This is a genomic window from uncultured Shewanella sp., assembly GCF_947497935.1.
In the GTDB taxonomy this organism is placed as follows: Bacteria; Pseudomonadota; Gammaproteobacteria; order Enterobacterales; family Shewanellaceae; genus Shewanella.
In genome coordinates this window covers 95,586-110,228 of sequence record NZ_CANMIO010000015.1, presented here as the reverse complement: position 1 = coordinate 110,228, position 14,643 = coordinate 95,586, and the positions used below count along the sequence as shown (strand labels likewise).

Genomic DNA, 14,643 nt, shown 5'->3' with positions numbered 1-14,643 from the left:
AAAGAGGCTGACAAGTATGACCGCGAGGCTCGTAAGGCTGCGGACAAAGATATGAAAGAAGCTAAAAAGGATGCGCAGAAGGCGAGAAAAGAAGCCGATAAGTATGACAGTGAGGCTCGTCAAGCTGCGGACAGAGATATGAAAGAGGCTAAGCGGGATGCACGTGATGCGAGAGAGGATGCCGATAAGTATGAAGCTGAAGCGCGTAAAAAAGCGGATGAACTTAAGCGAGAGGTCGAAAAGAACCCTATCCCTGGCTAGGTTTTACGCCTTTGCCTATGTCGATAATATATGAATAAAAGCCAGTAATTGATGCTGGCTTTTTAGCTTAACGCTCGTTTTCCCCTAGCTTCTGCAAGAAGGCTAAAAATTACTGTTTGCGATCGCGACCCTGGTAAAGGGGAGCCATGATAGGTTTAATTAGCTGATTTGCAGAGGTGTTTACTCGCATTATTTTTGTTGTGAATGACTGCTAACCAAGCACGCTTTCTATATATGGCCGAACACTCTCCACTGTATCGCAGTGATTTGGAATCGATACACTATGGTAGCCATCACCAGAGAAGGCTCTGTCTATTTCGATGAGTACACCAGTTTCTGCGCCATTATCGACAAAGGTGACTTCTAGTTCGCGTGCGCCAAAAAATGAGCGTGATTGTGGTTTAAATTCATACTCTTGGTAGCAAGGAAGGTGCGATGCAAAACCTTGCGCACGTACATAGCCCACTTCAAGATCCGATTTAAACAGACGGTAACCGCTGTTTTCAATCAGCTCTAATACCGCAAGTTGAGTATTAGAAGGCACGATCACTAAGGGGTCTTTATCACTGCCGTCGATACCGTTCTTGATGTCTAAACCTGTTTGGAGCCAAACCTTAGCTATTCTATGGCCAAAAAGTCGAGTGGCAGGGGCTTCTGGATGCAGGTCAAGGTTGAACTGATGGGTAATGGTTTCGCCAGGTTGAATCGTCTGCTTGAGCATAGGCTTCCAGCTCTGCAGTATTAAGCTCTTGTTGTATTTAACTTCATCGTCACCGACTGTTTTCTCGGCTTTTGCTTCGGCCATAATCGCAAACTCAAGACCATTGAGCTCCTGTTCGACTTCGCCGCCTTTGATGACGACCTCGATTCTAAATGGCTCACCGGCTGTTAATTGATCATCGAGCAAGATGGTATCGACAGTCGCTTTACCTATACCGACGCTGGCCAAGATTTTTTTAAGCATTCTTCTTTCCTTGGATATGAACAAGTTTGGGCTGACACTAGCATTGCGGTTGCTTTAGCTCAATAACTTCTTTGTATATATAAGGTTAGATAGGTAGCTATAGCAAATGTCTACTAGTGATCACGGCTATGATTCTACTTAAGCTAAGATACTATTTTGATGACGTAGCTCTCTAGTAGATTTACCCTCTAAATAACTCTGCAATATGTGATATGAATCACTCGTGTGCGATGGTGTCTGTACTCTACAATAGCGCCCCTCGTTAGTTAAAACCGTAATCATTAATTCGTCATCTCCAGAAATATGCTTTCAGGGGGTTAAGTGTGTGCGCCGTAAATTTAATGTTGAGGTTGCACAGCTGTTTAGGGCGCGGGTTGAGTAAAGTAAAAACTGGAAATAATCTATTTATGAGTACGCCAAGTAATACACCGCACAGCGATGTAAAAGCTGCTAATACAGCAGCAAGTTCTAGCGATATGCCTGCAAAGCCGGGTGTGTTAGAGCGCTTTTTTAAACTGTCAGCCCATAACACTACAGTCTCAACTGAGGTGATTGCTGGTATCACCACCTTTATGACCATGGTGTATATCGTGTTCGTGAATCCACAAATTCTATCTGCAGCAGGTATGGATGCCAGCGCGGTATTCGTGGTGACCTGTATGATCAGTGCTATCGGCTGTATCGGCATGGGATTGATTGCCAATCTGCCGATTGCGTTGGCTCCAGCAATGGGACTGAATGCGTTTTTTGCCTTTTCTGTGGTAGTGGGCATGGGAGTAAGCTGGCAAATCGGTATGGGCACCATTTTTTGGGGCGCCGTTTGTTTTGCAATAGTGTCGCTATTAGGGATCCGTTCGTGGATCTTAACCAATATCCCAAAATGTTTACGCATCGGTATTCCAAGTGGTATTGGTTTGCTAATCGCCATGGTTGGCTTTACTAATGCCGGTATTGTAGTTGCAAGCCCTGCAACCATGATTACTGTGGGTGACCTAAGCTCACTACAATGTGTGCTCGGCGCTTTAGGCTTCTTTATTATTGTCATTCTAGCCTCTCGTGGTATTCATTCAGCTGTGCTGGTATCGATTGCTATCGTGACGGCTATCGCGGCCTTAATGGGCGATATCGAGTACACCGGCATTGTGTCTATGCCGCCAAGTATCGCTAATACTTTTGGCCAGCTAGATCTTGCTGGTTCACTTGATGTGGCGCTAATGGGAGTGATTTTCTCGTTTGCCTTAGTGAGCCTATTTGATAGCTCAGGCACTATGATTGGCGTTACAGAAAAGTGTGGCTTTACCGACAAACGCGGTCGTTTCCCACGCATGAAACAGGCGTTAATGACCGACTCTGCAACCTCAGTTGTGGGCGCTTACATGGGCACATCAACAGTTACTGCTTATATCGAAAGCTCTGCGGGTGTTGCCGCGGGTGGCCGCACTGGCTTGACTGCGATTGTTGTAGGACTACTGTTTATTTTGGTGATCTTCTTCTCACCACTAGCGGCAATGGTACCGGGTTATGCGGTTGCTGGCGCGCTAGTTTATGTGGGTATTTTGATGTCATCAGAGCTTGCAAAAATTGACGGTAAAGACTTAACCGAGTCGGCTCCAGCCTTTATTACCGCAGTGATGATGCCATTTACCTTCTCGATTACAGAAGGCGTAGCTGCAGGTTTTATTACTTACTGCGTGCTAAAAGTGGGCACCAATCGCTGGCGTGAAATCCACCCTGGTGTGGCGATAGTGGCATTATTGTTTGTTTTCAAATTTGCCTTTGTTGATGGGCATTAATATCGGGCAATTAATATTGCGTCCACAGCTCGGATATTGATATTAGATAAGTTAACAAAAAGGCTCAAAAGGATTACCTTCTGAGCCTTTTTTATATGGCTAAAGTTACAACGCTAGCGATTTACTTCTCTACCACCAACTGACCTTTCACCCAAACCTTACGGATATTTTGACGGCTGTTGAGGGTGATGATTTTCTCAAGCTTGTCTTTCGCGCTGTCCATCTCATCAAGAATAAAGATATTGCTGTCATCAACTGCGGTATCAACCACTAAGGCATCAAACTCAAACCCTGGTTGGAACAAACCCACTTTGGCATCGATTGCTTGTCCGCCGCCTACGGTTGCCATCCAGTAAGACTCTAAGAATGAAATACGACTGCCGCTTTCACCGCGAGTATCTGCAGGCAAGTAAGTCGATGTACCATCTTCACGTACGCGAGAGTGGTTCACCGCGTCTAGACAGGTGTGGAATATCGATGGGATTGGTGCGCCGGCTAAGTCGCTACCTAGACCGCATTTTAGCTCGTTATCTAAAATTTCACGGGTTTGCATCGCGGCATTGGCAAAATACATATTTGATAGCGGGCAGTGAGCGATACTTGCGCCTGTAGCCTTAATCACCTGATGATCATTCGGGGTTAAAAATATCGAGTGCGCCAAAATAGTCTTGTTGGTCATGAGGCCAAAATCATTATAGATCTCAACATCGGTCTTGCCGTACTTCTCTTGACTGTAATCTCGAGCCCAATCGCTTTCTGAGCAGTGGGTTTGTACATGGCACTGGTACTTTTGTACAAGTTCGCCTAAGCCTTGCAGCATCTCGCTGGTGCAGCTTGGCACAAAGCGTGGGGTAACCACTGGCGATACCAGTCTGTGCTCATTGCCTTCAAGCTGCATAACCTGCTGAATAAAGTCTTCGGTTTCGATTAGGGCGTCAGTGGTCGATGCTTCAATATAAAATGGTGGACATTGGCTGGCTTCATCCATATTGACTTTGCCGATAAAGCCACGCTGACCTTGCTTTAAACATTCGCGAGCGAGTTCGACAGAGCTGTCTTTATGAATAGTAGCAAAATAGACCGCGCTGGTGGTGCCGTTAGCTAGTAGTGACTTAACTAGGCTTGGATAGATCTGCTTAGTAAAATCCATGTCAGCAAATTTGGCTTCTAGCGGGAAGGTATAGTCTTGTAGCCAATCGTACAGCGGTAGGTCTAGGCCTTTACCGGCTTGAGGGAATTGCGGCGCATGCACGTGCAAATCGACCATGCCAGGCATTAAATATTGAGTTGAAGAGAGTTCGATTAGCTGATTGCTGTTGGATAATGCGCTGACTTGGGCTTGGAAATCTGCATCAGACTCGGTCATTATCGAAACTATAGTGCCTTGGCTATTAACCTGAATTAGCGCCTTTTGTGCGTACTCAAACTCACCTTTTACTGGGCAATGAAAGTATTGTCCTAGAATTGCAAATTTAATCTCAGACATCTTGGTGCATCCATCTTTTTATGTGTATAGGGGCTTTTCGCGGAGTATTACATGAGGTCGCTTAAGTTTAAGAAAATATGCCGCAATTTGTGACCAAGCTAATAGACTAAATAAGCTGTCGCTTAAATTACCGTCAGCAGTGTAGGGCGAGGTTTCTTATTGGCAGATAAGCCGCATTAATTGGCTTATTCATTTTACAGTCTTTTCATCAGTAGCTAGGTTCTGTACAGTACGCCCATAGTGAGCTTTGGGCTTTATGCCCCATTTGCTAAGTAACGAACACAAGAGTATTGAAAATGAGTAGTGAGCAAAAAGTTATCGATAATTTGGACGATCTAAGACGTTTATTAGTGTCGATTGAAACCGGCGGTCTAGGCCTTGAAGGCGTTGCTGGTGTGGGTATGGCTACTAATAACGCCGATGGTCGCCACTTCGTCGCCGTGTTTGATAATAATCACAAGCTGTTACACGCTCGCTGGGTAACTGATGAAGTGTATGAGACAGGTAAAGATATGGTACGTGATGGCGTGACTGGCAAACACTAAACTTATCATCATGATAACTATTGAAGCCCAAGCTGGATTAGCTTGGGCTTTTTTATGGCGTTTAGCAGACGCAAACAAGAAACTTTAATTCTGCTCGCAATCTTTTAACTAAGGCTGGACTATACTTCTGCGCGAATTTATGGATAGAAATGTTCCCTACCAAACAGTGCTATTCAACCTAAACATCCACCATATTAAAATTAGAAAGGTCTTTTGATGCAAACCGCTGAATACTTTATTGAACACCTAGAATTAGAACAACATGTTGAAGGTGGCTACTTTCGTTCGTCTTATCGCTCAGACCAAAGCTTCGACGATACGCGTGCGCTTTGGACTAGTATTTATTTTTTGCTGCGCACCGGTGAGGTATCGAACTTTCATCGCTTAACCGCTGATGAGATGTGGTACTTCCACGCCGGTGAGTCATTAACGATTTATATGATTGATGAACAGGGCAAGTTAACTACCGCGCAGCTTGGTCTTGATTTAGCGGCTGGTGAGCGACCACAGTTTTTAGTGCCAAAAGGCTGCATCTTTGGCTCGGCAATGAATAAGCCAGGTTTTTCTTTGGTGGGTTGTATGGTGTCCCCTGGTTTTACCTTCGATGACTTTGAGCTATTTAGCCAAGAAACCTTACTCAATGATTACCCGCAGCACGAAGAAGTGATTAAGCGTTTAAGCCGCTGTGGTGTAGGCAGCTAGTTATCAAAAAAGGCGTCGAGAGTTAGGTCACTCACGCCTTTTCTAGTTTATTATGATGGCAAGGCTACGGCTTTTTACTTAGCACCGCATCGATGTCTGCTGCGCTATGGCGTTCAGCTAATTGCTCCCACTCTTCACCCCATGAGCGGTTAACTATACGGCCGCGTTTAACTGCGTCGCGCTCGCTTATCTGTTTTGCCCAGCGTTGCAAGTGTTTGTAGCTTGATACATCTAAAAACTCAGCGGCATCGTACAAGTTACCAAGCACTAGATTGCCGTACCAAGGCCAGATAGCGATGTCGGCAATGCTGTATTCACTGCCACCGATAAACTCATTATTGGCTAGCTGCTTATCGAGTACGTCGAGTTGGCGTTTAGCTTCCATAGCGAAACGATTGATCGGATACTCAAACTTTTCTGGTGCGTAGGCATAGAAATGGCCAAATCCGCCACCAAGGTAGGGCGCGGAGCCCTGTAGCCAGAATAGCCAGTTCAACACTTCAGTTTTAGCTGCTATTTCTTTTGGCAAAAAGTGTCCAAACTTCTCGGCTAAATAAAGCAAGATGTTACCTGACTCAAATACCCGAACTGGCATGTCGGTTGAATTATCAATTAGCGCAGGGATTTTCGAGTTTGGGTTGAGCTGAACAAAGCCGGAGGAGAACTGCTCACTCTCGCTGATATTGATTTTATAAGCGTCATACTCAGCGTCCGCTACGCCTTTTGCTAGCAGTTCCTCAAGCATGATGGTGACTTTCTGGCCATTGGGAGTAGCTAAAGAGTGCAGTTGCAATGGGTGCTTACCGATAGGCAATACTTGCTCATGCCTAGCTCCTGAATCGGGCCGATTTATGCTGGCCCATTCGCCACCATTCTCATTATCCATGGCCCAAACTTTTGCTGGTGTGTATTGGTTTTTCATCATAAATCCTATCGGTAAAAGTTCTGTCAATTAGGGGGATTGAGTCGCTTACCTGCTTATTCGTTCAGGCTTAACAATATAGATATCGGGTTTAATTAACTTTTTAAAACCCCTAAATGAATCTACAGATATAACCCTTTAATCTGATTGAGATGGCTTAGGAATAAAAGATTCGCAATAAAAGATTCGTAATAAAAAATGCCAGTCAGCAAGCTGACTGGCATTCAAGGTTAGGCTACATGAGTTTGCCTATTACCAGATACGAACGCGTTGATCTTCAGGAAGATACAGCTCGTCACCTGGTTTTACGTCAAACGCCTTGTACCAAGCATCGTGGTTACGCGGTGCTTGAGCACGGTAACGACCAGGGGCATGAGTACCTGCACGTAACTGGTTTAGCATGCTTTGTTCGGTACGTTTCTCTTTCCATACTTGTGCCCAAGCAAGGAAGAAACGCTGATCGCCTGTTACGCCATCAATCACTGGCGCTTCTTTACCGTTAAGGCTCAGCTTGTATGCGTGGTAAGCCATTGAAAGGCCACCTACATCACCGATGTTTTCGCCTAGGCTGTTGCGGCCATTAACGAAGTTTTCAGGAATTGGCTCATACTTGCTGTATTGGGCGGCAAGTTGGTCGGCTTTGGCTTCAAATGCGGCGCGGTCGGCATCTGTCCACCAGTTGCGTTGAATACCATTGGCGTCAGACTTAGAACCTTGGTCATCAAAACCGTGACCCATTTCATGGCCGATAACCGCACCAATACCACCGTAGTTAACGGCTGGATCGGCGTTTGGGTCGAAAAATGGCGGTTGTAGAATCGCTGCTGGGAAAACAATCTCGTTAAACGAGCTGTTGTAGTAAGCATTAACGCGCTGCGGCGTCATGCCCCAACGGTTACGGTCAGTTTTCTTAAGCTCTTTAGCAACGCTATCGGCTTTAAAGAACTGACGTAGGTTTTGAATATTCCCAACTAGGTCCTTATCCGTTAGCTCTACGCCGTCAAACTCTTGCCAAACATCAGGGTAACCAATTTTCGGGTTAAATGCGGCAAGTTTAGCGTGGGCATTTACCTTAGTTTCAGCGCCCATCCAGTCTAGTCCGTCAATACGCTGCCCCATGGCCGTGCGTAGGTTTTCAACTAGCTCTGCCATCTGCTGTTTAGATGACTCAGGGAAGTAACGCGCTACATATACTTTACCGATGGCAAAACCAAGAGATTGCGTGCCAGACATTTCTGAAATAGCCCGCTTCCAACGTGGGCGCGGCTCTTGCTGACCACTTAAGGTTTTGCCGTAAAAACCAAAGTTGGCTGCATAAATATCTTCAGACAATAGACCTGCGTTGTTGCTCACTGTGTGGAAGGTTAGGTAATCCTGCCAAACGTTTAGAGGTTCTTTATTGACTAAGTCAATCATTGCCTTAACTGGCTCTGGCTGTGAGATATTTAGCTGGGGGACTTGATAACCCGTTTCGGCGAAGTAAACGTCCCAATCAAAGCCAGGGTACTGTTTGGCTAAATCGGTGCGTTTTACTTGGTTTAGAGTGAGGTCGCGGTTACGACGTTTCTCACGTGGCCATTGGCCTTCAGCCATCTTGGTCTCTAGCGCAAGTATTGCCTCGGCGCGGGCTTGGCCATCTTTAACGCCAGCAAAGGCGAGCATTTCAGCGATATGGCTGACGTAAGCTTCACGGATCTTAACGAAGCGTTCGGCATCTTCAAGGTAGTAAGAACGGTCCGGTAAGCCTAAGCCGCCAGCGCCTATAGACATCTCATACTGATTTGGGTCTAGGCGGTTAAACCACATGCCACCGCCAATTGGAGAGCTTGCACCGGTTAACCAAGATTGGCCAAATATTTTCGTTAAGTCGTCAGTGGACTTGATAGCACCTATTTGGTCTAGCGTGCCTTGAATGGGAGTGATACCGAGTTTATTAATGGTATCTGTATCCATATAAGCCTGATAAAAATCAGCGATTAACTGCTCTTCAGCGTTAAGGTCACTGCGGCTAGCGATGTCATCGATAATTTCTTTAACTTGCTTCTCACTGCGCTCAGCAAGACCGGTGAATGCGCCAAAACGAGTCTTATCAGCAGGCATTACGTAGTTGTCATACCAAGTGCCGCTAGCATACATAAAGAAATCATCACCAGGCTTAACCGCTTCATTACGAGCGCTTAAGTCAACACCAAAGCTACCTAACTCGGCTTTAGTATTGGCGTTTTTAGTGACTTCAGTTTTGGTTTCTTTAGCTTGAGTGTTTACATCTGATGCGCCGCAGCCACCTAAAAAGGTAGTTGCTAGGGCAATCGCTATTAGTGACTTTTTCATTTTTATCCTTTCTTCCTTGTCAATCTTTTATCGTTTTATTAACGGTTTTTATTATGATTCTCAACCCAGCATATTATGAGTTTTAACCCAGTTATCTTCTAGGATTGGCATAAAATGTCAACATTTGAATTGTTAGTAAGTTTTAAGCTTGAGAAAAGAAGGGCTGAACGCAGCAGGCTAGGAGCATTAGATAAAAAATAGAAGCTAAATGGCTGCGATTAAAGAAGCGTAAAGGCTCGTGAGGAGGCTAACAAGTTGGCACAAAAACGTAACCAGAAAGATGAGGCGACTCATGTCAATTATTAGCTTTGTATGTGCTTTGTGCAGGGAATAACTTATATATTGATAAACTGGTTTTGTTGGAGTTTAGTCATTTATATGGCAATCATTTTTAGCACTTTGAAGCCTAAAAAGTTGAACAAAAAGAGCTAAGCGCTGAGTTAAGTGAGCTAGACGTCAACTTTTGCTCTTTTTAGAGAGCGGGATGACTAAAATAATTGGTATATGAAATCTTACTCATTGTTATTAAAAATTTTTATTTGTGTGATGTTAGTATTTTGATGGGTACCTCTTTGGTGGTAGTATGCGCCAAAATTTTGACAATATAGGGGGGGGGATGAAATTACTTAGTTTACTTTTACTGATAACACCGATGACTGTATCCGCATCGGCTCCTTTTGGAGTTACTTGGGGGGAGGACATCACTAAGTATGGTGAGGTGACCAAACGACTGAGTTACTCTGAAGTTAAAACGGATAATTTACCCAAAAACAATTCCATTGCTAAGCTTTATAAGCTAGTTCAAACTCCTGAAAAGGGCTTAGTGAAAGTTGTTATGACCACTCACTACTACTCGGCTCATGGCGTTAGTTTTAAAAGCGATTATAACGATATCAAAAACTCACTTATTGGTAGTGGTTACCAAACCTTAGTATTCTCGTCAGCTGAGCTAAGTTCATACCAATGTGTACTGCAGGGACAGTGTAAAGGCAAGCGTTGGGTTGGAGTCGATTCCAGCGGGGACATTGTTAATTTGGAACAAAAAATGCTGGGCCGTGAAAATGCCTTTATCCATTTAGAGTTTGCAAGCAAAGATTATATCGATATAGAAAATCAGCAATTTTAAGTCAGTATTTAATCCCCGTTACCAACTGTGTTGCTGCGGGGACAGGTAAATTTGTCCTGCCAGAGTATTGGTTTGCTTATTTCAGTCAGAGTCTGAATTTAGCGTAAGTATTTAGTTAGTTTATTATCTTTTCCGGCAACAGCGGTGATTTTTCCAATTTCATATTGCCTTTTTACGCAGCAATAATTGGGTTTGGTATTGCGCTGGTTTCAGCTTTATATTGGCAGTGATCTCGCGGGCTCTTATCCGACTTCTATCTTTGTAACTATTACCTTCTTTGTCTTTTAGTGTTAAAAAAGTACGGTCACTTTGACGACTTTTTCAATTAATGGTTAGGGTTACATCCACAGGTTTTTGCGGTTCAATGTGTGTCGAGGACGTGGTTTTAGTATTGGTTGTTCTTGTTTGACTATGGATTGGGTAAGCTTTTTAGTTGTATAAAAAGTCATACAGGGGTTGCTCTTATCGTTTATGGGGATTTTTGCTGCGTTGTGTTTTTACGTTGTGTTTTTACGTTGTGTTAATTGTACTGAGTTTTAATCTCCGTTAAGTGATATCAGTTTTTATACAGCACTTGTGGCAATAAGCGCAGCTCAAGAGCTTAAATACTCTTTTATAGATAGAGTTTAGTGGTAAGCAGTAAGTGATATCTTTGCCGTTGCAGTAAATGGTAATAACAGGCAAATATTAAGGATAATATTATGAATATAGTGAAATCCACTTTAGCTTTTATTTTACTTTGTGCAAGCTGTGGCGAGCAATACGGATATTAGGTGCTGTGTGCGCGGCATCTACACCAGATGGTACATTTTTGGTAAAAAGCCTTACTCGAATCAATACGTCGTTCACTTTTATCATAACGGCAGAGCCAAAGATGTAACTGTTTTGTCCTTTCCCCCTGAAAAGCCAGATTGTAAATAGGCTGTTAGGTCGTGGTGTTGTTAGGTGCTAAAATTTGAACCTTTAGTCGGTAACCTCCTGTCTGCTGTGAAGGTTTATGATTCGACTTATTTTGGCAAAGAAGAGTGATGTTGCTAGGTCGTTCAAATGTTAAGCAAACGCTGTTTATTAGCGAAGTGTTTTTTAGAAGTAAGCCCGCACTATGCGGGCTTGTATTATATTCAAGCAAGTATTTAACTTACTATTTGTTAGCGTTGCGAATATCCATGATCGGCATAGCGCCTTCACCCATCATAGTGCTCGGCAGCTTGCCATCCCAGGCTTGTGCTTCGGTCAGTTTAACAATCAATGGATTGTTTTTAAGGGCTTTAGCCTTGGCTTCAATTGCCTGCGCCTCAGCTTTACCTTTTAGTAGTATGGACTGAGCCTCGGCTTCGGCTACTTTTAGAATGCCTTTCGCACGAGCATCAGCAGTGTTTACTGCACGTAGTGCTTCTAAACGTTGGCGTTCAAGCTTGTGTTCTTCTGCCGCAGCGAGGTTTTTTTCGGTCTGCTTAATTTCAATCGAGTTGATATATTTCTGTGGCAGAATAATATTTTCAATTTGAATGTTATCTACGATAACGGGGAAACCTTCCATTTCTTCAGCTAAGCGGCGCTCGATCCCTTGAATAGCACTGGCTCGGTCTTGAATTAACTGCTCGGCTTCAAATTGAGGAATGGTATCTTTAGTCGCAGAGCGAAAACGCGGATCCAGAATGCGCTGTTCAAATTGAGTTAATCCGCCATAACGCTTAAATAGATCAAGCGCTGCTTCTTTATTTACTGTCCAGTTTACCGATACCTCAATAGTGACAGGCATCTGTTCCTTAGTACTGGATGCCATTTTCTCGGCATTCTTTCTAGTGCGCACCTCAATCATCTCGACAGTTTCAATAAAAGGGATCTTAAAGTGTAACCCTGGGTTCTGTTGATCTTTGGCTTCACCAAAACGCTTAACAACGCCTACATGACCTTCTATAACGATGAAGTAGGAATTAAAGATAGCGATAATAAGTATGGCAAGAGGCAGTAACTTTACCACTGACGCCGATTTGAAAATTTGACTAATTTTTGATTTTTGTAGCATTGGAGTGTCCTTTCTAAATATGCGCAGCAAAGATACCAGTAAAGTTATTGTGATGAAACGTTTGTGTGTTTTTGGTTGGATTTGTTTGTGTTTTGTGTCTTTTGTTTTTTGAGGGGAATGACTTTCAGTCTAATCTTACACAGTTTATTGAAGCTGGTATCACTGCCTTTAGCTATAAGCCGACACTCTCAGAGGTCAACTCTTCTAGCTTATTTGACTACTAATGAAGGTCACGCAGGATAATAATTTACCGTTGTTTTTATTGGGTTTGTTTCATTTTGAAAGGGACGCCGAGAAGGCTCTCAAAAATTAGTAGTTAAGTCTATGCGGGTTAGGATTATACGACTTTAGGTTAGTTTGGGTTAATACTTTGGGGGGATTCAGAGTTTTCTTTCACTGCGCATAATCGGTGCCCATAGTTTGGCGGCATGATTTAAGTGTTTATCAAGATAGGTACTTACTGCACCTGAGCCGTTCAAATTTTGTGTCATTGGAGCTGAGCTAACCAAGAGCATTGCTCCAATTCGTGGTAAACAGGCTTGGCCTGCTGCCTCATTATGCTAACGAAGGGAAAGGGTATAGGGATATGAAACACACTAAAATTGCACTGCTGGTCTCATCTGCGATATTTGCATCGACTAGCGCTTACGCAACACAAAGCAATGATAATACTGCGGCAGTAAATCAAGCGGGTGATAGCAACCAAGCATTCGTATCTCAATCTATCGAAAGCTCGAACAACACTGCAACTGTCGATCAAGACGGTAGCACAAACCAAGCGTCTATTTCGCAAACTGAAACCTCTTTCACGACTTCTGATATTGACCAGTTGGGTAATGGTAACCAAGCCAATATCGAGCAGCACGACGAGATCAGCACTTCAACAGCAACGATTGACACCACGGGTGATGGTAATGTTGCTAGTATCAGACAGCAACGTGGTACACAAGAGGAAGCTACTGCGATAATCACCCAAAATGGTGATGCTAACGATGCCAGCATTTTTCAAGATAGCGCTGACGGTTCACTATCAAGCATCACTCAAAACGGTTCTGGTGATACGGCATTTATCAATAACCTAGCGACGGATCATGCAAGTGCGACCATCAGCCAGAATATTGGTGGCGGCAACAATGCAACGATCCAGCAAGGTGATGCTGACTATGCAACTGCAGAGCTAAATCAAACGGGCAGTGCGAATATTGGTGCTATCGACCAGTTCACAAATGCTGATGAGTTTTACGATAATTCAGATTCTACCAGTGCAACCCTTAGCCAAACGGGTGCTGGCAATAATGGTTATATTAGCCAAACGGCTATGCAAACAACCGCTAATGTGAATCAAATTGGTGATGCAAACATCGCGAGTGTTAGCCAAACCGGTGAAGAGGCTACAGCTAACCTTGATCAAATTGGTAATAACAACCAAGGCTTTATCAACCAACAAGCTAAAGACTCGACCACAGCGACACAAACTGGCAATGGCAACAGCCTTTATGCTAACCAAACGGGTTCAGAGCATTTAGGTAATACGCTAATTACTGGCCAAACTGGTAACCTCAACAGCATCTACGTGGATCAAACTGCTGATGCTGGGGCTTCACAGTCTGCATCGATTGAGCAAGTGGGTAATGAAAACCAAGCTACAGTGAATCAGTCAGGTGCAGGCCAAAGCGCTAGCATCACTCAAGCAAGTGATTTAAGTATCGTTTCGCTAAGCCAGCAAGATTTTGGCAACAGCGCGACAGTAAATCAAACTGGTACAACTCAATCGGCAATTATTACTCAATTCGATGAGTCTAATACTGCAAACGTGACGCAAGGTGGTTCAAACAACCAACTATTACTGACTCAAAGTGGTAGTACTGCGGGTAATGGTAATAGTGCAGATGTTACTCAAGCGGGTAACGGCGATAGTGCCGTAATTGCTCAAGTGGGTGAAAATAACACTGCTGTAGTAGAGCAAGCAGACGATAGCCATGGTAACAGCATTAGCATTAACCAAAATGGTCAACGTAACTACGCTGGTGCTGGTACACGTTTTGGTGCTGGCAGTGACATCATCATTACTCAGGAAGGTAGCGATAACGTCATCATGGGCGGTGGTAACACGCCAAGTTTTTATGGTGAAGCTGTTGGTGCGGGCACTTATGGTTCAGATAATCTACTTATGATCACTCAGGATGGTACGGATAACCGCGTTTATGCTGATGCTGCGCATGATCAGTCGACTGTTGATATCTCACAGACCGGTGAGTTCAACGAAGCATCTGTAGAGTCTTGGTGGGGCGCTGAAAATGATATCACTGTTGCTCAAACAGGTGCGTCGCACATTACAGACGTATATGTTGAAGGCGGCGTAGGCAACCATGTTTCTGTGACTCAGTACGATGCACATAACACGGCTACAGTGACTTCTATAGGAAGTAATAATAGCGCGACAATCATTCAGGGCAGCATGCCTCAGTAATGACGCCGATAAAA

Annotated in this window: 10 protein-coding genes and 1 pseudogene; 6 read left to right on the top strand and 5 right to left on the bottom strand. The window is 44.0% G+C overall.

All coding sequences use genetic code 11. The features are described 5' to 3' along the window. Positions 1 to 261: pseudogene (locus tag Q1A86_RS16070) on the top strand (hypothetical protein); the annotation flags it as partial. A 211-nt stretch (positions 262 to 472) separates the two neighbouring features. On the opposite strand, the gene Q1A86_RS16065 reads toward Q1A86_RS16070, so the two are convergent. Then, positions 473 to 1,225, bottom strand: a complete 753-nt coding sequence (locus Q1A86_RS16065; protein ID WP_299808559.1) for a sporulation protein — start codon at positions 1,223 to 1,225, stop codon at positions 473 to 475. A 494-nt stretch (positions 1,226 to 1,719) separates the two neighbouring features. Here Q1A86_RS16065 and Q1A86_RS16060 point away from each other — a divergent pair, with 494 nt between their 5' ends. Continuing rightward, complete coding sequence (locus Q1A86_RS16060; RefSeq protein ID WP_299808565.1) at positions 1,720 to 3,018, top strand: NCS2 family permease; 1,299 nt, start codon at positions 1,720 to 1,722, stop codon at positions 3,016 to 3,018. Between the two features lie 121 nt (positions 3,019 to 3,139). On the opposite strand, the gene guaD is transcribed toward Q1A86_RS16060, so the two are convergent. Then, positions 3,140 to 4,504 carry a guanine deaminase gene (gene guaD / locus Q1A86_RS16055; RefSeq protein WP_299808557.1) on the bottom strand — a complete coding sequence of 455 codons (1,365 nt, stop codon included), beginning with the start codon at positions 4,502 to 4,504 and terminating at the stop codon, positions 3,140 to 3,142. Positions 4,505 to 4,800: 296 nt separating this feature from the next. Between guaD and Q1A86_RS16050 the strand changes: the two genes are divergently transcribed. Together Q1A86_RS16050 and Q1A86_RS16045 are read left to right on the top strand one after the other, a co-directional pair. After that, positions 4,801 to 5,049, top strand: a complete 249-nt coding sequence (locus Q1A86_RS16050; RefSeq protein WP_299808555.1) for a hypothetical protein — start codon at positions 4,801 to 4,803, stop codon at positions 5,047 to 5,049. 216 nt (positions 5,050 to 5,265) lie between these two features. Continuing rightward, the gene (locus Q1A86_RS16045; protein ID WP_299808553.1) at positions 5,266 to 5,751 is read left to right on the top strand and encodes a cupin domain-containing protein; all 486 of its coding nucleotides are present in this window, start codon (positions 5,266 to 5,268) and stop codon (positions 5,749 to 5,751) included. A 64-nt stretch (positions 5,752 to 5,815) separates the two neighbouring features. On the opposite strand, the gene yghU is transcribed toward Q1A86_RS16045, so the two are convergent. Next, complete coding sequence (gene yghU, locus Q1A86_RS16040) at positions 5,816 to 6,673, bottom strand: glutathione-dependent disulfide-bond oxidoreductase (protein ID WP_299808550.1); 858 nt, start codon at positions 6,671 to 6,673, stop codon at positions 5,816 to 5,818. Positions 6,674 to 6,925: 252 nt separating this feature from the next. Next, positions 6,926 to 9,004: a M13 family metallopeptidase gene (locus Q1A86_RS16035; protein WP_299808545.1), complete on the bottom strand. Its 2,079-nt coding sequence runs from the start codon at positions 9,002 to 9,004 to the stop codon at positions 6,926 to 6,928. Positions 9,005 to 9,620: 616 nt separating this feature from the next. Here Q1A86_RS16035 and Q1A86_RS16030 point away from each other — a divergent pair. Continuing rightward, entirely contained in the window at positions 9,621 to 10,130 is a 510-nt protein-coding gene (locus Q1A86_RS16030) for a hypothetical protein (RefSeq protein ID WP_299808542.1), read from the top strand. A gap of 1,141 nt (positions 10,131 to 11,271) precedes the next feature. Here the strand turns inward: Q1A86_RS16030 and Q1A86_RS16025 are convergent. Continuing rightward, positions 11,272 to 12,159 (bottom strand): prohibitin family protein, encoded by an 888-nt coding sequence (locus tag Q1A86_RS16025; RefSeq protein WP_299808540.1) that lies wholly within the window; start codon positions 12,157 to 12,159, stop codon positions 11,272 to 11,274. Positions 12,160 to 12,745: 586 nt separating this feature from the next. Here Q1A86_RS16025 and Q1A86_RS16020 point away from each other — a divergent pair. Continuing rightward, entirely contained in the window at positions 12,746 to 14,629 is a 1,884-nt protein-coding gene (locus tag Q1A86_RS16020; RefSeq protein WP_299808537.1) for a curlin, read from the top strand. The last annotated feature ends 14 nt before the right edge of the window (positions 14,630 to 14,643 follow it).

Excerpts from the sequence above, each read along its gene's own strand:
- yghU (WP_299808550.1), bottom strand. The coding sequence starts at position 6,673 with ATGAAAAACCAATACACACCAGCAAAAGTTTGGGCCATGGATAATGAG.
- Q1A86_RS16065 (WP_299808559.1), bottom strand. The coding sequence starts at position 1,225 with ATGCTTAAAAAAATCTTGGCCAGCGTCGGTATAGGTAAAGCGACTGTC.
- Q1A86_RS16045 (WP_299808553.1), top strand. The coding sequence starts at position 5,266 with ATGCAAACCGCTGAATACTTTATTGAACACCTAGAATTAGAACAACAT.
- Q1A86_RS16020 (WP_299808537.1), top strand. The coding sequence starts at position 12,746 with ATGAAACACACTAAAATTGCACTGCTGGTCTCATCTGCGATATTTGCA.
- Q1A86_RS16035 (WP_299808545.1), bottom strand. The coding sequence starts at position 9,004 with ATGAAAAAGTCACTAATAGCGATTGCCCTAGCAACTACCTTTTTAGGT.
- Q1A86_RS16050 (WP_299808555.1), top strand. The coding sequence starts at position 4,801 with ATGAGTAGTGAGCAAAAAGTTATCGATAATTTGGACGATCTAAGACGT.
- Q1A86_RS16025 (WP_299808540.1), bottom strand. The coding sequence starts at position 12,159 with ATGCTACAAAAATCAAAAATTAGTCAAATTTTCAAATCGGCGTCAGTG.
- guaD (WP_299808557.1), bottom strand. The coding sequence starts at position 4,504 with ATGTCTGAGATTAAATTTGCAATTCTAGGACAATACTTTCATTGCCCA.
- Q1A86_RS16030 (WP_299808542.1), top strand. The coding sequence starts at position 9,621 with ATGAAATTACTTAGTTTACTTTTACTGATAACACCGATGACTGTATCC.